The 19,851-nt window shown below is 49.8% G+C and carries 15 protein-coding genes; 4 read left to right on the top strand and 11 right to left on the bottom strand.

The window, feature by feature from the left end; translation table 11 throughout:
• Positions 1 to 51: 51 nt before the first annotated feature.
• The 9 genes from alaS to H591_RS0103415 form a co-directional block, all read right to left on the bottom strand.
• Positions 52 to 2,676, bottom strand: a complete 2,625-nt coding sequence (alaS, locus tag H591_RS0103370; RefSeq protein ID WP_022965534.1) for an alanine--tRNA ligase — start codon at positions 2,674 to 2,676, stop codon at positions 52 to 54.
• A 125-nt stretch (positions 2,677 to 2,801) separates the two neighbouring features.
• Complete coding sequence (locus H591_RS0103375) at positions 2,802 to 3,092, bottom strand: hypothetical protein (protein WP_022965535.1); 291 nt, start codon at positions 3,090 to 3,092, stop codon at positions 2,802 to 2,804.
• Positions 3,093 to 3,171: 79 nt separating this feature from the next.
• Positions 3,172 to 4,401, bottom strand: coding sequence for an aspartate aminotransferase family protein (locus tag H591_RS0103380; protein ID WP_022965536.1), 1,230 nt, complete (start codon positions 4,399 to 4,401; stop codon positions 3,172 to 3,174).
• Positions 4,402 to 4,973: 572 nt separating this feature from the next.
• A complete protein-coding gene (cysG, locus tag H591_RS0103390) occupies positions 4,974 to 6,389 on the bottom strand; it encodes a siroheme synthase CysG (RefSeq protein ID WP_028244141.1) in 1,416 nt (471 codons plus the stop codon).
• 223 nt (positions 6,390 to 6,612) lie between these two features.
• On the bottom strand, positions 6,613 to 7,893 hold the full coding sequence (serS, locus tag H591_RS0103395) for a serine--tRNA ligase (RefSeq protein WP_022965539.1): 1,281 nt from the start codon (positions 7,891 to 7,893) through the stop codon (positions 6,613 to 6,615).
• Between the two features lie 14 nt (positions 7,894 to 7,907).
• Positions 7,908 to 8,285, bottom strand: coding sequence for a fluoride efflux transporter CrcB (gene crcB, locus H591_RS0103400; protein WP_028244142.1), 378 nt, complete (start codon positions 8,283 to 8,285; stop codon positions 7,908 to 7,910).
• Positions 8,282 to 9,610: a replication-associated recombination protein A gene (locus tag H591_RS0103405; RefSeq protein ID WP_022965541.1), complete on the bottom strand. Its 1,329-nt coding sequence runs from the start codon at positions 9,608 to 9,610 to the stop codon at positions 8,282 to 8,284. Before H591_RS0103405 ends, crcB begins: the two co-directional genes overlap by 4 nt.
• 2 nt (positions 9,611 to 9,612) lie before the next feature.
• The gene (gene lolA, locus H591_RS0103410; RefSeq protein ID WP_028244143.1) at positions 9,613 to 10,272 is read right to left on the bottom strand and encodes an outer membrane lipoprotein chaperone LolA; all 660 of its coding nucleotides are present in this window, start codon (positions 10,270 to 10,272) and stop codon (positions 9,613 to 9,615) included.
• Positions 10,273 to 10,359: 87 nt separating this feature from the next.
• Positions 10,360 to 12,765 (bottom strand): DNA translocase FtsK, encoded by a 2,406-nt coding sequence (locus H591_RS0103415; RefSeq protein WP_084702578.1) that lies wholly within the window; start codon positions 12,763 to 12,765, stop codon positions 10,360 to 10,362.
• A gap of 234 nt (positions 12,766 to 12,999) precedes the next feature.
• Here H591_RS0103415 and aat point away from each other — a divergent pair, with 234 nt between their 5' ends.
• The 3 genes from aat (at position 13,000) to infA (ending at position 14,781) form a co-directional block, all read left to right on the top strand.
• On the top strand, positions 13,000 to 13,710 hold the full coding sequence (gene aat, locus H591_RS0103420) for a leucyl/phenylalanyl-tRNA--protein transferase (RefSeq protein WP_022965544.1): 711 nt from the start codon (positions 13,000 to 13,002) through the stop codon (positions 13,708 to 13,710).
• Positions 13,707 to 14,408, top strand: a complete 702-nt coding sequence (locus H591_RS0103425; protein WP_022965545.1) for an arginyltransferase — start codon at positions 13,707 to 13,709, stop codon at positions 14,406 to 14,408. The genes aat and H591_RS0103425 overlap by 4 nt, the downstream gene beginning before the upstream one ends.
• 154 nt (positions 14,409 to 14,562) lie before the next feature.
• Positions 14,563 to 14,781 (top strand): translation initiation factor IF-1, encoded by a 219-nt coding sequence (infA, locus tag H591_RS0103430; RefSeq protein WP_022965546.1) that lies wholly within the window; start codon positions 14,563 to 14,565, stop codon positions 14,779 to 14,781.
• A gap of 294 nt (positions 14,782 to 15,075) precedes the next feature.
• Here the strand turns inward: infA and H591_RS0103435 are convergent, their stop codons facing one another.
• Together H591_RS0103435 and H591_RS16045 are read right to left on the bottom strand one after the other, a co-directional pair.
• Positions 15,076 to 17,220 (bottom strand): TonB-dependent copper receptor, encoded by a 2,145-nt coding sequence (locus tag H591_RS0103435; RefSeq protein ID WP_022965547.1) that lies wholly within the window; start codon positions 17,218 to 17,220, stop codon positions 15,076 to 15,078.
• A 53-nt stretch (positions 17,221 to 17,273) separates the two neighbouring features.
• Positions 17,274 to 17,789, bottom strand: a complete 516-nt coding sequence (locus tag H591_RS16045) for a DUF2946 family protein (RefSeq protein WP_022965548.1) — start codon at positions 17,787 to 17,789, stop codon at positions 17,274 to 17,276.
• 335 nt (positions 17,790 to 18,124) lie between these two features.
• On the opposite strand from H591_RS16045, the gene leuA reads away from it, so the two are divergent.
• Positions 18,125 to 19,813: a 2-isopropylmalate synthase gene (leuA, locus tag H591_RS0103445; protein ID WP_022965549.1), complete on the top strand. Its 1,689-nt coding sequence runs from the start codon at positions 18,125 to 18,127 to the stop codon at positions 19,811 to 19,813.
• Positions 19,814 to 19,851 lie beyond the last annotated feature (38 nt).

A 19,851-nucleotide genomic window follows, 5' to 3' on the forward strand; every position in this document is an offset into this window, starting at 1 on the left:
TTATCCAGCACACGTCATTCGGTGCTGGATAACTCTTAATTGACTCAAGGCTTAGCTTTTACTGGCCACATACTCTGCGGTAACCGCCAAAGCAGCATCGAGCTTAGCCAGTTCAACACCACTGCCCTGCGCCATATCGGGGCGACCACCGCCCTTACCGCCAACCACTGCTGTCGCCTGTTTCATTAAGTCGCCCGCCTTGAATTGACCGGTGAGGTCTTTGGTCACGCCAGCCACTAAGACGATGCGCTCACTGTGCACACCACCGAGTAAAATCACTGCGCTGCCCAGCTTGTTTTTAAGCTGATCCATCAACACCAATAAGTCTTTACCTTCAACACCATCAAGACGTGCAGATAAGACCTTAACGCCATTGACTTCAACCGCTGCAGAGGCCAGATCACTGCCCGCAGCACTCGCAGCTTTAGCTTTGAGCTGCTCAACTTCTTTCTCTAAGCTGCGCTGCTGATCCAGCAAGGCTTGCAGCTTGTCCAAAACGTTGTCACGGGTCCCTTTAACCAAGCTCATTGCTTGCTTAAGTTGCTCTTCGGCACCGTTCAGCCAATTCCACGCGGCAACACCAGTGACCGCTTCGATACGACGCACACCCGCTGCCACGCCGCCTTCGCTGGTGATTTTAAACAGACCAATATCACCGGTACGCTCAGCATGAATACCACCGCAGAGCTCCACCGAGAAACCATCAGCCATACTCAGCACGCGCACTTCATCGCCGTATTTTTCGCCAAACAAGGCCATTGCGCCTTTTTCTTTGGCCGTTTCAATATCCGTGACTTCAGTGCACACAAGCGTATTGTTACGAATTTCTTGATTGACGCGCTCTTCTAAAGCTTTGATTTGCTTGGCGGTGACTGCTTCAAAGTGGCTGAAGTCAAAACGCAAACGCTGGCTATCGACCAGCGAGCCTTTTTGCTGCACATGCTCACCTAAAATCTCGCGCAGCGCAGCGTGTAATAAATGCGTCGCTGAGTGATTTAACGCGGTGGCATGACGTACTTGATCATCCACTTGCGCCGACAGCGTATCGCCAATCTGCACAGCGCCTTGCGTAATAGCGCCGTGGTGCAAGAATGCATGACCGCTTTTCGTAGTATCGGTAATTTCAATGCGTAGGTTATCTGCGGTTAAATAACCACAATCACCCACCTGACCACCGGACTCGGCATAAAAAGGCGTGCGATCTAAGACAATAACCACTTGATCGCCTTCTAAAGCGCGCTCAACGCTGGCACCCTCTTTAAGAATCATCAGAATCTTCGCGTCGGATTGATGCGCCTGATAACCCAAAAATTCAGTTTCGCCGTCAATTTTGACGAGCGCGTTATAGTCGATAGCAAAGGAACTGGCCGAACGCGCACGCTCACGCTGCGCCTGCATTTCCCGCTCAAAGCCTTCCTCGTCCACCGTCAACTCGCGTTCACGGGCGATATCAGCGGTTAAGTCCATTGGAAAACCGTAGGTGTCATACAGTTTGAACACCACAGACCCAGGGATCACATCGCCTTCGAGATGGGCTAAATCTTGCTCAAGAATACGCAAGCCCTGCTCTAGGGTTTTCGCGAACTGCTCTTCTTCGGTTTTTAAAATACGCTCGATGTGCGCTTGCTGCTGCTTCAACTCTGGGAATGCTTCACCCATTTCGTCTGCCAGTGCGGCAACAATCTTGTAGAAGAAACTGTCCGTGGCACCGAGCTTATTACCATGACGACAGGCGCGACGAATAATCCGGCGCAGCACATAACCACGGCCATCATTGGACGGCACCACGCCATCAGCAATTAAAAAGCTGCAGGAGCGAATATGATCGGCAATCACTTTCAGCGATGGATTGTCATTGTTCTCGCAACCCACTGCTTTAGCGACGGCGCTGAGTAGGTGCTGGAACAAGTCAATTTCATAGTTAGAATTAACGTGTTGTAGTACCGCACTGATACGTTCAAGGCCCATGCCCGTATCCACACTAGGCGCTGGCAATGGATGCATCACACCGTCAGCCGTGCGGTTGAACTGCATAAAGACGTTATTCCAAATTTCGATATAACGGTCACCGTCTTCTTCTGGAGAACCTGGAGGGCCGCCCCAAATGTGCTCGCCATGGTCAAAGAAGATCTCTGAACACGGGCCGCACGGACCGGTATCGCCCATCGCCCAGAAGTTATCCGAAGCATAAGGCGCACCGCCGTTATCGCCGATACGAATCATGCGCTCAGTGGGAATACCGACTTCTTTAACCCAGATATCGTACGCTTCATCATCAGTCGCATAGACGGTGACCCAGAGCTTTTCTTTAGGCAGATTGAGCCACTGCTGTGAGGTCAAAAACTCCCACGCATAATGAATCGCATCACGCTTAAAGTAATCACCAAAGCTAAAGTTACCCAGCATTTCAAAGAAAGTGTGATGACGTGCGGTATAACCGACGTTTTCTAGGTCGTTGTGCTTACCGCCAGCACGCACGCATTTTTGACTACTGACCGCACGTGTGTAGGCGCGTTTTTCTAAACCCAAGAAGCAGTCTTTAAACTGATTCATGCCCGCATTGGTAAATAATAGCGTTGGGTCATTGGCTGGGATCAATGAGCTGGAGGCTACGCGGGTATGACCCTTTTCTTCAAAGAAGCGAAGGAAGGCTTCACGGATTTCTGCGCTTTTCATATATTCTTCCACAATTAAATAACGGTCATGCGTAATAAATACAGCCGAGTAAGCGACTAAAAGTGTGCATTATAGCGATGATGCTCACTTACTGCAGCGTTTAGTAGCGGTAGCTGCCTGCAGGATCAGTGATTGCACTCATCAGTGTGCACATGCTCATCTTCAAGTAGATCCGCTGGATCAGCCGGCTCCATCTCTAACTGCAAGCTGACTAAGTTGGTGGCTAAAGGGCGTAGCAAAAGGTTGGCGTACTCGGTGTCGCCCTCTTCTACATCAACACCAATTAGCAATTGACCATTACCGGCTGTTTGCACCCAAATTTCTTTGCCCTGCCAAATCACCGCAAAACGCGTGCAAGAAGCTGATGTTTGTTCGCCATCATCATTTTCCAGAAGCAACTGTAAATCTGTGTTCATGCTGTGTATTACCTAAATTAGAAAAACAAATAAGCGCGCAGTGTCTGCATTGCAGCACTGCGCGCCAAATAAAAATGAGTTATGCCGGGGTTTGGCTGACAAACTCGATGACTGCACGCTCAAAACGCACCAATCCTTCATCCAAATCAGCGTGTTCAATCACTAAGCTCGGAGCAAAACGTATCACATCAGGACCGGCCACCAACACCAGCAGATCAGCTCGTTCAGCCGCTGCCATTAATGCCCCAGCTTTACCTTTATAAGCTTGATTCAGCACAGCACCGACCAGTAAGCCTTTGCCACGTACCAACTCAAAAAGGTTGTACTTCTCGCCCAATGCACGCAGTTTTGCGCGTAAATATTCACCTTTAGCGAGCACACCATCGAGCACGGCAGGGGTGTTAATAATATCCAGTACGGCTTCACCCACCGCGCACGCCAGTGGATTACCACCAAAGGTGGTGCCATGCGTACCCACTGCTAAATGCGCAGCGTAGTCACTGGTAGTGAGCATCGCGGAAATAGGAAAACCGCCGCCCAAACTTTTAGCGGTGGTCAGTATATCTGGGGTAACGCCGTAGTGCTCGTGGGCAAACAACTTACCACTACGGCCCATCCCTGATTGCACTTCATCAAAAATCAGCAGTGCATTGTATTTATCACAGAGTGCTCGCACGCCTTCAAGATAAGCTTGCTCAGCGGGTAATACACCGCTTTCACCTTGAATCGGCTCTAAAATCACGGCGCACGTTCGTTCTGAGATCGTCGCCTCCATGGCGGCTAGATCATTATATTGCACATGGGTGATGCCTGCTGGTCGCGGGCCAAAGCCTTCAGAGTACTTTGGTTGCCCACCAACATTGACGGTGAATACGGTACGGCCGTGAAAGCTGTTTAGCGCGGAAATAATTTCGTATTTATCTTCACCAAAACGATCATGCGCGACTCTACGTGCCAGTTTCAACGCGGCTTCATTGGCCTCGGCACCAGAGTTACTGAAAAATACGCGATCAGCAAAAGTCGCTGCAGTCAGTTTACGTGCTAAACGCAGCGCTGGCTCATTGGTAAATACGTTGGAAACATGCCAAAGTTTGTGTGCTTGAGTTGTTAATGCCTCAACCAGCGCAGGGTGGCAGTGGCCTAAACCATTCACTGCAATGCCACCAGACAGGTCAATCAGTTCGCGTCCACTTTGATCCCAGAGTCGCGATCCTGCGCCGCGCACTGGAACGAAGCCAGCGGGTGCATAGTTTGGGACCATAACTTGATCAAAATCAGCGCGACTGACCTGCGCCTCTTGAATGGACATGCCTGCTCTCCTGGATAAAATCCTGTTAGGTAAAAAATGGTTGGTAAAATATTTACTGGATGTGCGGTATTTTATAGTACTCGCAGCAACTCTGCTTGCGCATACCGATCCAATGCAGCAGTTTAAACCCAGATCAACAAAAAGCGCAGGGCAAAACGGTATTTTCTATGTAATCTGCTGCATTTAGTCGCTTTCCTAATGCCTTCAGCCTGCGCCACTGTTTTAAAAGCGTCATGCGCCAAGCTCGCAAACAACACCTAGGATCAATGAGTATCTTGTTGGTGTCGCGACTAGCGAAGCCAGGGATGGCGTAACCCCGAATCGGGTCAGGATGACCCGCTGTGGGAAAAGCGATACTAACAAGGTACGGCGTGCGCATATCGTTTTGGATGTTTGGCTTTATTTAGAAACGATAATTTAGTGCATGTCGTACTTCGGGGTAAGTGTTAATCCGTCGATGAACCCGTCCTGGGTTCAACTCCGGCGCTCGCCATCCTTGGCTCGCTCACCACACCCGCCCCGAAGCACTCGTTGATCATCTACAGGGTTTGCTCTATTGCAGTTCCAAGCAGCTATGCAGGCGAGCCGCCTGCGCTCCCAAACGACTGTGCGCCAGCAAACCAATTCAGCTTCTCACGTAGCGCCACGACTTCTCCGACAATAATCAAACTTGGACTCTGCACCGCAAACTCACTGACCTGCTGATTAATCGTAGCTAAAGTCCCAGCAAACACCCGCTGCTTAGCAGTAGTACCATTCTCCACCAAAGCAATCGGCGTTTGCGCTGCACGACCATGAGCTATCAACTGCTGACAAATATCAGGCAAACAACCTAAGCCCATATAAAACACCACCGTTTGCGTTGTTGAAACCAACTCGGACCAAGGCAAATCCAACACACCGTGTTTAGGATGGCCGGTAACAAAACGCACCGACTGTGCATAATCACGATGAGTTAACGGAATCCCCGCATACGCCGAACAACCTGACGCCGCGGTAATCCCTGGCACCACTTGAAACGGAATATGCTGCGCCGCCAACTCCTCAATCTCTTCGCCACCACGACCAAATATAAACGGATCACCGCCCTTCAGGCGCACCACGCGCTTACCTTGCTGGGCCAACTCAACCAGTTTCAAATTGATTTGATCTTGCGGCACACTGTGATTTGACGCTTGCTTACCCACATACATACGATCAGCATCCCGCCGGCACAGCTCCAGAATTGCCGGAGCCACCAAACGGTCATACAGCACCACATCCGCTTGCTGCATTAAGCGCAGCGCTTTGAAGGTGAGTAAATCTGGATCACCGGGACCGGCCCCGACCAAATACACTTCACCAACCACCTGATTCTGTGCGCCATTGATTTTCTCTGTCAGTAACAGCTCAGCCTCTTGATCACGCCCAGCAAACACATGCTCAGCAATTTGACCTTGGAAAACATCCTCCCAGAACGCTCGGCGCGGCTGTACATGAGGCAAAAGGGTTTTCACTTGATCACGAAACTTAGCAGCCAGTCCTGCCAACCGCCCATAACTTGCCGGCAACCAAGTTTCGATTTTAGCCCGCGCTAAACGCGCTAACACTGGCGCATGTCCAGCGGTTGAGACAGCAATAATCAAAGGCGAACGATCAACAATGGCCGGGAAAATAATACTGGATAATTCTAGTGCGCCGACCGCATACACAGGAATCCCCTGCGCTTTAGCTTGCTCAGCAATCGCCGCATTGACTGCCGGCTGATTGGTGGTTGCCAGCACCAGACAGCAATCTTGCATATCGGCTGTTTGATATTCGCGCAGCAAGCATTGCCCTTGCTTAGCAGCTAGCAAAGATTGCAATTCATCACTAACCAAGGGCGCAACCACGCGTAGCGTTGCACCTGTTTCCAACAATAGACGCGCCTTGCGTAAGGCCATCTCACCACCGCCCACCAACAGCACAACGCGTCCTTGCAGCTTATGAAATAACGGCAAGTAATCCATGGCAATACCCTTATGCAAATCATTAATAGTGGCAAAACATGCATAACGTCTAAACGCTGCAGCACAAGCCACCGATGCACTCTTTATAAAAGCTAGCGCTATATTTTGCATTGCTTGCAATCAAGCTTGCCGCACAAAAACAAAAAAGCGACTTAACCTCAGCCAAGTCGCTTTTATTGTTTAGCCGCGCACTACGGCAAAATAGCGCATCCGTAGCACCTGCTTAACGAATGACTTCAACACCCGCCATATACGGACGTAATACTGCCGGTACAGTGATACTGCCATCGGCTTGCTGATTGTTTTCCAGTACCGCAACTAAGGTGCGACCTACCGCTAAACCTGAACCGTTGAGTGTATGTACCAACTCAGTTTTACCCGTTTCTGGATTACGGAAACGGGTTTGCATTCGGCGCGCTTGGAAATCAGTGCAATTTGAGCAGGAAGAAATTTCACGGTATTTATCCTGACTCGGTATCCAAACTTCTAAGTCATACGTTTTGCTCGCGCCAAAACCCATATCGCCAGTGCATAAAGCCATCTTGCGATATGGAAGCTCAAGCGCTTGCAGAACTTTTTCTGCATGCCCAGTCAACTCTTCTAAAGCGGCAAACGAAGTTTCAGGGTTAACAATCTGTACCAGCTCAACTTTATCAAACTGATGCTGACGGATCATGCCGCGCGTATCGCGACCTGAAGCGCCGGCTTCACTGCGGAAACATGGGCTGTGTGCAACCATTTTCATTGGCAATTGCGCCGCATCTAAAATCTCATCGGCCACAGTATTGGTCAACGATACTTCAGCTGTTGGAATCAAATATAAAGGCGTTTGATCCTCACGCTCAATGCGGAATAAATCTTCAGAAAACTTCGGTAACTGTCCAGTGCCCTGCAACGCCGATGCTTGCACTAAGTACGGCGTATACATTTCTTCATAACCGTGCTCAGAGGTGTGTAAATCAAGCATAAACTGCGCCAAAGCACGGTGCATGCGCGCGATACCACCACGCATCACCGCAAAGCGCGCACCGGATAATTTCGACGCTGCTTCAAAATCCAAGCCCTTGATGTTTTCACCGAGTGCCACATGATCCTGAACCGCAAAATCAAAGCTACGCGGCGTACCCCAACGACTCACTTCCACGTTGTCATCTTCACTCGCGCCTTGTGGCACAGAGGCGTCTGGTAGATTGGGAATATTCAGAGCAATGGCATCAAGCTTGATCTGAATCGCTTCCAACTCACGCTTACCCGCTTCCAATTCACCGCCCAGTTGATCGACTTGCGCTAACAACGGCGCAATATCTTCACCACGGGCTTTAGCTTGACCAATCGATTTGGAACGACTGTTACGCTCAGCTTGCAATTGCTCGGTGCGAGTTTGCACCTCTTTGCGCTGCGCTTCCAAGGTTTCTAAACCTGCTACATCTAAAACAAAACCACGCAGCGCTAAACGCTCGGCTATGTCTTGAGGTTGTGTGCGTAACAATTTCGAATCAAGCATAAGGGTATCCGTTCTTACAAAGAAAATTTAATCAAGGCCATCCCCAGCCAAGTGGCGAGTAAACCACCGACTAAGGTCACGCCCATATAGAGTAACGCTTGCACTGGCTGCCCATCATTAAGCAGGCGTAGCGCATCCAATGAAAAGGTTGAAAACGTGGTAAATCCACCTAGAAAACCGGTCATTAACAATAAAGTTGTCATGCCAGAGACATCCGGGCGCAGCAGAAACCATGAAAAAGCGCAGCCGATTAAAAAACAGCCGAGGATATTAACCAAAACAGTGGCAATGTACAGATGCTGCGGCCAAATATGAGCCACGCCAAAGCCGGCACTGTAACGCAGAACACTCCCCAGAGCGCCACCTAGCGCGACCATTACAAAGTTCATCATTGTGGCTCTCGACGCTGGCGTGAACTGGCTTGATCTAAGTTTTTCAGATGCTGGAGCTTCTCACCAATTTTAATTTCTAAGCCGCGCGCCGGCGGTTGATAATACTGACGCGGCGCTAAGGCTTCGGGAAAGTAATCCTCTCCCGCCGCAAAGGCATCTGGCTCATCGTGGGCATAGCGGTATTCATCGCCGTAGCCTAACTGTTTCATAAGCTTGGTCGGTGCATTACGCAAGTGCAGCGGCACTTCCAATGAGCCAAAGTTCTGTGCATCTTGGCGCGCGGCTTTATACGCCATGTAGACCGCATTACTTTTCGGCGCACAGGCTAAATAAGTAATGGCTTGCGCCACGGCCAACTCGCCTTCAGGGCTGCCCAAACGCTCTTGCACATCCCACGCCGACAAACACAAGGTCAGCGCACGCGGATCAGCATTACCGATGTCTTCACTGGCCATACGTACGACACGGCGAGCGATGTACAGCGGGTCGCAACCACCATCGAGCATGCGCGTGTACCAATATAAAGCGGCATCAGGGTTAGAACCACGCACCGATTTGTGCAACGCAGAAATCTGATCGTAAAACGCCTCACCGCCTTTATCAAAGCGGCGCATGCTATCGCCGAGAATATCACCTAACAGATCAACGTCGATGCAGTCGCCGTCTTCCAGTAAATCAGCTGCATTTTCCAGCAGATTGAGCAAACGTCGACCATCACCATCGGCCGCGCGGATTAACAACTCCTGCGCTTGCGGCTCAATTGATAATGAGCGCTCACCCAGCCCCCGCGGATCACTTAAAGCACGCGCCAGCAGCAGCTCCAAGGCTTGGTCATCTAAGCTTTTTAAGACATAGACACGTGCCCGCGACAACAAAGCGTTATTGAGTTCAAAAGAGGGATTTTCGGTGGTAGCGCCAATAAAAATAAAGGTGCCGTCTTCCACATAAGGCAAAAACGCATCTTGCTGACCTTTATTAAAGCGGTGCACCTCATCGACAAATAAGATGGTACGGCGACTGTATTGCGCCGACTGCTGCTTGGCTTCTTGCACCGCTTCGCGAATTTCTTTCACCCCTGACAACACCGCCGACAGGGTAATAAAATGCGCATCACTGACCTGCGCCAGCAAGCGTGCCAGAGTGGTTTTGCCCACCCCTGGCGGACCCCAAAAAATCATCGAGTGCAAAGCGCCTTGCTGCAAGGCTTCGCGCAGGGGCTTGCCCACAGCTAGAATATGCTGCTGACCGACATACTCATCTAAAGTATTGGCACGCAAACGCGCAGCCAATGGTTGGGCAACCGGCTCACTGCTAAACAGTTGCACTGTTACTCCCCATCCTCGATGACATCAACCCCTGCCGGTGCATCAAAGACAAACTGACTGGCATCCACCGGCTCATTAACTTTAACGCCCATAAACAAAATATTAGTGCGCTGACCAACGGCATCGAGCAGCTGCATGTCATTGATTACGCCATTGCGGAAGGATAAACGCAGCGTATCAAACAGAGTATCTTTCGCGGTTGGCGTTAAAATAAAATCAATTACCGGACCACCTTCTTTATAAGTGATACTGAAATTTTCACTGATTTTCGACACATCACCAGACAGTAATAAGGCTGGCGTATGGGTTAAGCGCTGATCCATTTTCTGCACAGTCACTTGCAGTAAGTCTGGGTCATACAACCAAACTTTCTCACCATTAGAAATCAATAGCTGCTCCAATGGTGGATCCGTGTGCCAGCGAAACAAACCAGGGCGCTGCAACACCATCTGTCCTGATGCCTCTTGCAACTGAGTGCCAGTGGAATCCAAAGTCAGTTGTGAAAAGGTACCGGTAATGGTTTGTGTATGACTGAGTAACTCACTGAGTTTATTGGCCGCGCGTTGTTGCTCACCGTCATCTGCCTGAGCGATCGAAACAGGCAGCAACAGTGCGGCACTGAGCATCACGTTGCTGATCAAGCCTAAAAAACCTTTATACATTGTGCGCATCGATACTCTCTTTTATCTGGGCTTAAAGGTGACGCTTTACTGATTAACCACAGTAAAGCGATTAACAAGCACTGTTACTTAATCACGCCGTGGTGGTGGCGCAATCACTTCACGTGAACCATTGTGCGCTGCTGCGGATACCACGCCCGCCATTTCCATAGCCTCAACCATGCGTGCAGCACGGTTATAACCGACTTTAAATTTGCGCTGTACCGAAGAAATGGAAGCACGGCGCGTTTCCGTTACAAAGTTAACCGCTTCATCGTAAAGGGGATCATCTTCGTTGCTGCTGTCGCCATCACCGCCATCAAAACCGCTTCCAGTTTCTTCAACGCCCGCCAGAATCTCTTCGATGTAGTTGGGTGCGCCGCGCAGCTTCCATGCATCCACGACACGGTGTACTTCTTCGTCAGAAACGAAAGCGCCGTGCACACGAATCGGCAAACTGGTGCCAGGTGGTAAATACAACATGTCACCATGGCCTAACAGTTGCTCAGCGCCGCCTTGATCAAGAATGGTGCGTGAGTCAATTTTACTCGACACTTGGAAAGCAATACGGGTCGGAATATTGGCTTTAATCAAACCAGTAATCACATCCACCGATGGACGCTGAGTCGCAAGAATCAAGTGAATCCCTGCCGCTCGGGCTTTTTGCGCAATACGTGCAATCAGCTCTTCAACTTTCTTACCGACCACCATAATCATGTCGGCAAACTCATCGACCACCACGACAATGGTCGGTAACTTGCTTAAATGCGGTACTTCATCATCAATGTTTTCACGACGGAACAATGGGTCTTCTAATGGTGTACCGGCTTCTTGCGCGTCTTTAACTTTACGATTAAAACCCGCCAAGTTACGCACGCCCATCGCTGACATCAGCTTATAGCGACGTTCCATTTCTGCCACACACCAACGCAGCGCATTGGAGGCTTCTTTCATATCGGTGACGACTGGGCATAACAAATGCGGAATGCCTTCATAGATCGACAATTCAAGCATTTTCGGGTCAATCATAATCAAGCGTGCTTCTTCCGGTGTGGACTTAAACAACACCGATAGAATCATCGCGTTAACACCAACCGACTTACCTGAACCCGTGGTACCTGCTACCAGCAAGTGCGGCATTTTTGCCAAATCTGCAATCACTGGATGACCACCAATATCATGCCCCAACGCAATGGTGACGCAGGATTTAGCTTCATCAAAATCGGTCGTTTCTAGCACTTCGGAGAAGCGAACAATTTGCCGATCTTCGTTAGGAATCTCAATGCCCACTGTGGTTTTCCCTGGAATCACTTCCACCACTCGCACACTGATCATCGCTAAAGAACGGGCCAAGTCTTTGGCTAAGTTAGTAATGCGGCTGACTTTTACCCCTGGCGCCAAAAGTATTTCAAAGCGCGTGACCACAGGGCCTGGATGCACCGAGTCAACCTGCACTTCTACACCGAACTCTTTCAGCTTGATCTCTAACAAGCGCGACATGGCCTGCAGTGACTCTGCGGAATAACTTGGTTTTTTCTTTTCAGCTTTATCCAGCAAAGCTAATGGCGGCAAAGTACCTTCAATCGCGCTGTCGACAAACAGTGGTGCTTGTTTTTCTTTCTGCACACGTTTGCTCGGCGCAGGTGCTGCTTGCGCGGCACTCGGTGCGGCAATCACTGGTTCACGACGGCCTTCGCGGGCGCTGACATGTTGCGCCAAGGCTTCATCGCGTTTTAATACACGATCACGCACACGCGCTTGCTCGACCTTATCGGCACGCAAAGAGCCGGTGACTTGGCTGACTTGCTCATCAACTTCACGCAGTTTGAGTTTGGTTTGTTTGCGGGTTTGCGCGTTGTCCCAGACTTTCTGTACGAACGACTTCACTGCCTCAGCAGCCCGTAAAGTCAGCGCTCCCACACCTTCCATAACCTTAAACCAAGAAAAATTGGCATAGACCGTCAAGCCAAACAAGAAGCAGGCCAGCAATAACAGGGTTGCTCCTTCGATATTCAGCACAGCAGTTAAGGCTTCACCCAAGGTTTCGCCAAGGATATTAAAGTTCTTCGGAGTAATTTCAGGTAACGGAAAATGCACATGGGTCAGCGCAGCACCGGAACACAGCAATAAAATAAAACCAAATGCACGCAGTGCAAACAACCAGCCATTCCAAACCATTGGCTGGTAGCGGTTCTGGAAAACCAAAACTGTCTTAAGCATCAACACTAAAGGAAACAGCCAAGCAAAATAGCCCAACACGCTAAATAATACATCAGCAATCCAAGCACCAATCTGCCCACCGGCATTGTTGGCTGTGTCTTGCTGGCTGATGCTCTGCGTAAAGCCTGGGTCATTGACATCAAAGGTCAATAACACCATCCATAAATAAATACACAGCACGGCCAAGAGGATCAGCACGCCTTCTTTCAAGCGTAATTGAGCCTGTTCCTGCCAAGTATGTTTATCCGAGGTTTGAGTTTGTGTTGGGTTCTTCAAAAAAGCGTCCTGCACGGCCTTGCTACATTAAGGCTCATCAAAAAAATAGAATCACAAAAAACATTCAACAACGCGCCATTGTACGGATTTAAGCGGGTTATTTCATCTTTAGCCATTGAGACTGTGCTGCATTCGCTCTACGCATGAATTTTTCGTCAAATTAGCCTATCTTAATAGCAGATTAATTATGTACATTTTCGTTTATTAGCGCTCTGCTGCCCTATAAAGGTTTTTATGATTACTTGGCTCAATCGCGCCTCTCTAAAGTTTCCACCACTGCACAAAGCGCTACGCGAACCCAATGGTTTACTGGCAGCTGGCGGCGACTTATCCGCTGCGCGTTTAGTGGCAGCCTATCGCCATGGTTGCTTCCCTTGGTATCAGGATGGCCAGCCATTGCTCTGGTGGTCACCTGATCCGCGTACGGTCTTATTGCCGAATAATCTGCATATATCGCGCAGTTTACGCAAGGTTTTACGCAGCGATCTGTTTAGCGTGACCTTTGACCGCAACTTTACCGATGTGATCCATGCCTGCTCCGAACCACGCAAAGATGAAGATGGCACTTGGATTACCAGCGAGATGCAAGCCGCCTATTTTGCCCTGCATGCACAAGGGTACGCCCACTCGGTGGAAGTTTGGCAACAGGATCAATTGGTTGGCGGCTTGTACGGCATTGCTATTGGCCAGCTGTTTTTTGGCGAGTCAATGTTCAGTCGTACCAGTAACGCCTCTAAAGTCGGCTTTGTGACCTTGGTCAGCGCGCTCAAAGCAGCTGGCTTTGTGCTGATTGACTGTCAAATGCCAACCGCACACTTAATCAGTCTCGGCGCAGAAAGCATTCGCCGCAGCGAGTTCTCTGAATATTTAACTCAGCATTTAGACATAAATACCGACATGCAATGGCTCACGCCTGCGATTACTACGAGCACCCTTGCGCTATGAAAACCTTACAGCTCTATCTTGCCCAAGAGCACCCTTGCAGCTATTTAGAGCAGCGTAGCGCCGGTTCAATTTTTATTGACCCCGCCGAACCCGTCACCGCAGACTTATACAGCCAGCTTATTGCACAAGGCTTTCGCCGCAGCGCGACACATGTCTATCGCCCACACTGCATTGACTGCAACGCTTGCGTATCGGTACGTATTCCCGTGCACGCTTTTACTGCGTCAGCCGCTCAGCAGAAAATCATTCGCCGCAATCAAGACCTGACAGTGCAACTGGTTGGCACTGATTTTAGCCCTGAGCATTATGCGCTGTACCAACGCTACATTGAGCAACGTCATGCTGACGGCGACATGTACCCGCCGTCCATTGAGCAATTTCAAAGCTTTTTAACCTCTGATTTAGCTTTTGCACGCTTTTACGAGTTTCGTTTAAACGGGCAATTGCTCGCCGTGGCTGCGACTGACGTGCTGCCCACTGGTTTATCCGCGATGTATACGTTTTTTGATCCTGATGACAAGCGCCGCAGCCTTGGTCGCTATGCAATTTTATGGCAGATCCAAGAAAGCTTGCGACTGGACTTGCCCTATCTCTATCTGGGCTACTGGATTAAAGAATGCCAAAAGATGAGTTACAAAACTCAATACCAGCCCCTGGAAGGCTTTATTGATGAAGAATGGCAGCCGCTTCCTGCATAGATTGCTGAGCAAACAACGAGCAGGTCTCAGCTCATAATATTATTACCAATCGATATTTGGCCTTTTCTGACTTAATACGGCATAATACCCGCCGCTTTTGCCTGAATGTGTTTTAAGCGTCAGGTTTTTTATTGTATTTTGAGGATTTTACTGCATGTCGAAAGAAGACAGCTTCGAAATGGAAGGCACTGTCGTCGACACCCTGCCTAACACCATGTTCCGTGTGGAGTTAGAAAATGGGCACGTCGTTACTGCGCATATTTCTGGAAAAATGCGCAAAAACTATATTCGCATTTTAACCGGCGATAAAGTTCGCGTTGAAATCACGCCGTATGATTTAAGCAAAGGTCGCATCACTTACCGCGCCCGCTAACTCATACACTGCTGCGTAACAGACTTAAATACGGTACAAGCCCATTGCTTGTGCCGTTTTTTTGTTGATTTTTTTAGCCATTAATCATTAGCATTTAAAAAGGGCTTGAGCCTGACGTGTCCAGCGTCGACGCAAGCCCTTTTCTGTTTATTGCTGTAAATTCTCAGTCGGCATTGCCACTTGGCGCATCCAGTGCTGCCCGTATGTCCCTATACCACTGTTCGCGCACTTGTGGCTGATAACGACCGCTTTACAGCAGCGATCAACGCTAGGCATTGACCACTTTCAGCGTGTTTAAAAGCTCATATCGACCCGTGTCCACCAGGTACGACCTGACTCGTTAACACGCGTGGCGTTATCGGTGTAACCAAAGCCTGCGTTACCAGCTAGGTTTAAGTGCTCGCTGTAGTTTTTGTCAAACAGGTTGTCCACACCTGCACTGACTTTCCAGTTCTGACTTAAGCGGTAAGCACTGTTCAAAGAGAACACGCCAAAGCCTGAGCTTGGGCCAAAGTCTTTACCGACGACGTTGCCGCGGCCACGCTCACGATCATCTATACGGTTTTGTGCAGCTACCACGCGCCATAAGGCGGCACTACTGAAATCGCCTTGCTCATAACTCAAGCCAAAGCGTGCTTCCAAAGGTGGAATTTGCGGCATCGCACGACCATCAGAACTGTTCTTGCCATAGGCATACGCCAAGCTCAGATCAGCTTTCCAATGAGGTGCAAAACGGTGCGAGCCACCTAATTCAGCGCCCATAATCCGAGCATCGATATTATCAACTTCAGAAATAGTGTGATTCGGGTTCATGCCCGGCTTAAAACTGAACATGATGTAATCACGCACCTGCCCGACATAACCAGACGCCCACAATTCAGCAGCGCCTCGGCTGTACTGAATACCAAAATCCACTTGCGTGGTTTTTTCTGGATTGGTTGATGCGAAGGCAGTCGGGTTACCGACTTGGCTGGTGGCCGAAAAGAGCTCCCAGTAATCTGGCATACGCTGACTATGACCTAAACCAATGTAAGTCGTCGCTGGAATTGCCTGCATATCGTGCTCATAACGCACAAAACCACTGGGTAATGTTTCATTGCGCTCTTTATCAGCGGTTGGATTAGCTCGACAAGCCATACCCATCATATTACAGAGCTGAGCACGGGTATCGGTGGCTGAAGCGCGGTCGACACGTACGCCACTAATCAAACGCTCGCCATCGGCCACATTCCAGCTTAGCTCACTGAACAGACCATACTGCTTAAATTCAGCATCTTTGGCCCAAGCCATATTCTTGTAGCTATCGCCCGGCCCTTTGCGAGCACGGTGTTCATTTTTCTGCGCATCAACACCAGCGACCACTTCGACAGCATCCCACTGCCAAGTACCGCTGATTCGAGTACCCAAAGTACGGCGATCAACCGCACTGGCCATAGGCGAGCGCATGGGCATCATCACATCATTGGGATTTGGCGTACGCAGCTTGTAGTTGTCCATCACATGATCAGCGTAGTTGTAATACACCTGCGCTTCTAAGGCAGTCCACGTATCGGTCAAATTGGTTTGTTTAAAGCGCAAACCTAAACTTTCCCGATCAAACTGTGTGCCATCCATACCACGGCCTGCGTAACGCGATTCACCATCACCGGTACCTGCGGTCAGCTCCAACAAGGTATCGTCAGTTGGCGTCCAGCCTAAAATCAGGTCGGTATTCCACTTATTCCAACGTGACGGCACGCGATCGCCATTACCATCATTGTAGTCATGTGCCTTGGAAGCATTCGCTATCACCCGCGCATACCCTTCACGACTGCCCACCGCACCATCGATGCTGCGATCAAAACGACGATTAGAGCCGACTAGAACACTACTGTTTAAACGGTAATCGGGCTCTTCAAAGTTTTCCGGCTCGCGCTCAAACAAAACCGTCGCCGCTGATGCACCAGGCCCCCAAAGGACACTTTGCGGCCCTTTAATCACAGTCAACTTATCGTAAGTTTCAGGGCTGATATACGAGCTAGGCGAGTCCATACGACTGGGGCACGCACCGAGCATTTCACCGCCATTGGTCAGCAGTTTAATCCGCGAGCCAAACATCCCACGAAACACTGGATCACTGTTAACGCCACCGCTACGCACGGCAGAGAAACCTGGAATAGTTTTCAGATAATCGGCCGCATCGCTGGCCGGTACCGGCTGGCGTGGAATACGCGGATCAGTGACAACTTTAATCGGCGACTGCTGCGCCACACCGGTGATCACCATCGGCGCTAACTGTGCAGCCTCTTGCTCATCGGCAGCACTGGCTTGCAGCGGCACGCAGATTGCAAAGCCCAGCAGAGCGGCATGTGCCACCGCTAAGCCCTGCGACAACGGCTTCAACTTGAAAGCATTGTCTTGACGCGACGTAGCAACGCCTCGAATACGATTGGTATACATATTGGCATCCATCATTTATTTAAATTAAGTCACGGGCGTGTTACCCGCTTGATTTAAGTAAACAAATGGACCGGTGGTGCGCGCGGATGGCGCAGGCTGTGTACAGCGGGTAATGGTCTTGGTGGCGCAGGCAGTACAGCTAACCACTGCACTGGCGGCACCACAGGCAGCGCCAGCAATAGCGCTAACAGCAAAGGCGGGCTGACTGTTAATAAGTCACAGTAGCCACACATTTCTAAATTAGCCAACCATTGCGGGGTGCCAGCAGGCGCCGGTTGATGCCCCATGAGCGCGTGGTAATCAACAGCATGCTCGGCGTGCTCGCTTGCATGAACGGTCTCGGCAAGCGGCATATTAGAGTGCTGGTGATGCTCTGTATTTGACGCTAAGGGTAAATGCATTATCGCGGGCGTGGCCCGCTCGTGCAGAGAAGATGCAGAATGGACAACTGCTGCATCCATCTCGATTAATGCTTGAGTACCGGAAATAAGCGGGCCGACATGGATCATCAGCATGGCAAATAAGCCAAGCCAAATCGCTATGCCGTGATTACGCCCTCGCTGAATCAATCCCGATACTCCATTGTTTTCATCCATATCCGAGTAAAAACTATCGCTGATAAATGATCACATAAATCAGCGCAGAATTAGCGTGGCAGTCTGTCGCAGAAAAACTCAAAGCAACAAAAACCTAAAAAAACAAAAATAAAGCCAAAAAAACTCAATAAAAAACACCTAAAAGATGACTTCTACCAATTTAAAAACATTACTTGCAATAAAAAACCTGCAAACATAGATTTACTCCAGCCCACATGCAGTATCGCGCGCCCTATTGAGCAAATAACCACACAGAGTATGCGCTAAAGCCATGTTGTATTTCATTGACTTCGATTAAGGATCAACTTATGCCCATGTTGAGTAACCCAGCCACTAAATACCGCGCCTATCCTGTATTGAATTTACCGGATCGTACCTGGCCAAACAAAACCATCACCCATGCGCCCATTTGGTGCAGTTCGGATTTACGTGATGGTAACCAGTCGCTGATCGAGCCAATGAGCCCTGAAAAAAAACTGCGCTTCTTTAAAACCTTAGTGGCGGTTGGCGTGAAAGAAATTGAAGTGGCCTTCCCGTCTGCCTCGCAAACCGATTTCGACTTTGTGCGCTTGTTGATCGAAGACGGACATATTCCTGAGGACACCACGATTCAGGTGCTAACCCAAGCTCGTGAAGACTTGATTGCGCGCACTTTTGAATCATTAAAAGGCGCACCTAAAGCCATTGTCCACATGTACAACGCGGTTTCACCTGCGTTCCGTCGCATTGTCTTCAACCAAGACAAAGCCGGTGTAAAAGCCATCGCCGTGCATGCAGCACAATTGTTTCAAAAATACGCGGCCATGCAACCGGAAACCCAATGGACCTTTGAATATTCACCAGAAACCTTCAGCGCCACGGAAACTCCGTTTGCCGTTGAAGTGTGCAATGCGGTGTTGGATGTATGGCAACCCAACGCTGATAACAAAGTGATTTTGAATTTGCCTGCCACAGTCGAAGTTGCCACACCCAATGTCTATGCCGACCAAATTGAATGGTTTGCGCGCAATATTGATTACCGCGAGCACGTGATCATTAGCCTGCACACCCATAACGACCGAGGCACTGGCGTGGCTGCAAGCGAATTAGGCTTATTGGCCGGCGCTGATCGTGTTGAAGGTTGCTTGTTTGGCAATGGTGAGCGCACTGGTAACGTTGACTTAGTCACCTTAGCCTTAAATATGTACACCCATGGCGTTGATCCAAAGTTGGACTTTTCTGATATTGATGCGGTGCGTAAAGTTGTCGAAGAATGCAATCAACTGCCCGTACACCCGCGCCATCCCTATGCGGGAGACTTAGTGCATACTGCATTTTCCGGCTCGCACCAAGATGCCATTCGCAAAGGCTTTGCCCAACGCGACGTCGACGGTATTTGGGAAGTCCCTTACCTGCCCATTGATCCGGCTGACATTGGCCGCGACTACGAGGCAGTGATCCGCGTCAACAGCCAATCAGGTAAAGGCGGCGTCACTTATTTGCTGGAGCAGGAATACGGCATTCAATTGCCACGCCGTATGCAGATTGAGTTTAGCCAAGTGATTAAAGCGGAAACCGACCGCTCAGGCTTGGAAGTATCGGCTGCGCAAATTTACACCTTACTAGACAGCGAGTATTTGCAGGCCTTAAGCCCATACGCCCTGCAGAAGCATCGTTTACAAGAAGAAGACGGCATTTGCACATTAACCACGGAAGTCTCTGCTGACGGCGTGTTTAAAAGCTGGAGCGGTTGTGGCAATGGTCCACTGGAAGCCTTGGTGGCTAGTTTGCCTGTTGCCGTGGAGATCATGGATTACAACGAGCACGCAATTGGCAGCGGCAGTAATGCTAAAGCTGCAGCCTATATTGAGCTGCGCTTACCAGGCCAACGCCCAGTATTTGGTGTCGGTATTGATAGCAATATCACCACGGCTAGCATTCGTGCGTTCTTCAGCGCCCTAAACCGTGCCAGCGCTAATGCCACGAGCAATACTGAAGCGATGCGTAACAGCGCTTAACTGCTAACGCACAGTTCACAGGCAATAAAAAAGCCCCT

Origin of the sequence: Denitrificimonas caeni DSM 24390 (genome assembly GCF_000421765.1) — a bacterium.
In the GTDB taxonomy this organism is placed as follows: Bacteria; Pseudomonadota; Gammaproteobacteria; order Pseudomonadales; family Pseudomonadaceae; genus Denitrificimonas; species Denitrificimonas caeni.

Coding starts and splice junctions, on each gene's coding strand:
- H591_RS0103380 (WP_022965536.1), bottom strand. CDS start 4,401: ATGTCCATTCAAGAGGCGCAGGTCAGTCGCGCTGATTTTGATCAAGTT.
- lolA (WP_028244143.1), bottom strand. CDS start 10,272: ATGTATAAAGGTTTTTTAGGCTTGATCAGCAACGTGATGCTCAGTGCC.
- H591_RS0103425 (WP_022965545.1), top strand. CDS start 13,707: ATGAAAACCTTACAGCTCTATCTTGCCCAAGAGCACCCTTGCAGCTAT.
- cysG (WP_028244141.1), bottom strand. CDS start 6,389: ATGGATTACTTGCCGTTATTTCATAAGCTGCAAGGACGCGTTGTGCTG.
- infA (WP_022965546.1), top strand. CDS start 14,563: ATGTCGAAAGAAGACAGCTTCGAAATGGAAGGCACTGTCGTCGACACC.
- serS (WP_022965539.1), bottom strand. CDS start 7,893: ATGCTTGATTCGAAATTGTTACGCACACAACCTCAAGACATAGCCGAG.
- leuA (WP_022965549.1), top strand. CDS start 18,125: ATGCCCATGTTGAGTAACCCAGCCACTAAATACCGCGCCTATCCTGTA.
- crcB (WP_028244142.1), bottom strand. CDS start 8,285: ATGATGAACTTTGTAATGGTCGCGCTAGGTGGCGCTCTGGGGAGTGTT.
- aat (WP_022965544.1), top strand. CDS start 13,000: ATGATTACTTGGCTCAATCGCGCCTCTCTAAAGTTTCCACCACTGCAC.
- H591_RS0103435 (WP_022965547.1), bottom strand. CDS start 17,220: ATGTATACCAATCGTATTCGAGGCGTTGCTACGTCGCGTCAAGACAAT.
- H591_RS0103375 (WP_022965535.1), bottom strand. CDS start 3,092: ATGAACACAGATTTACAGTTGCTTCTGGAAAATGATGATGGCGAACAA.
- alaS (WP_022965534.1), bottom strand. CDS start 2,676: ATGAAAAGCGCAGAAATCCGTGAAGCCTTCCTTCGCTTCTTTGAAGAA.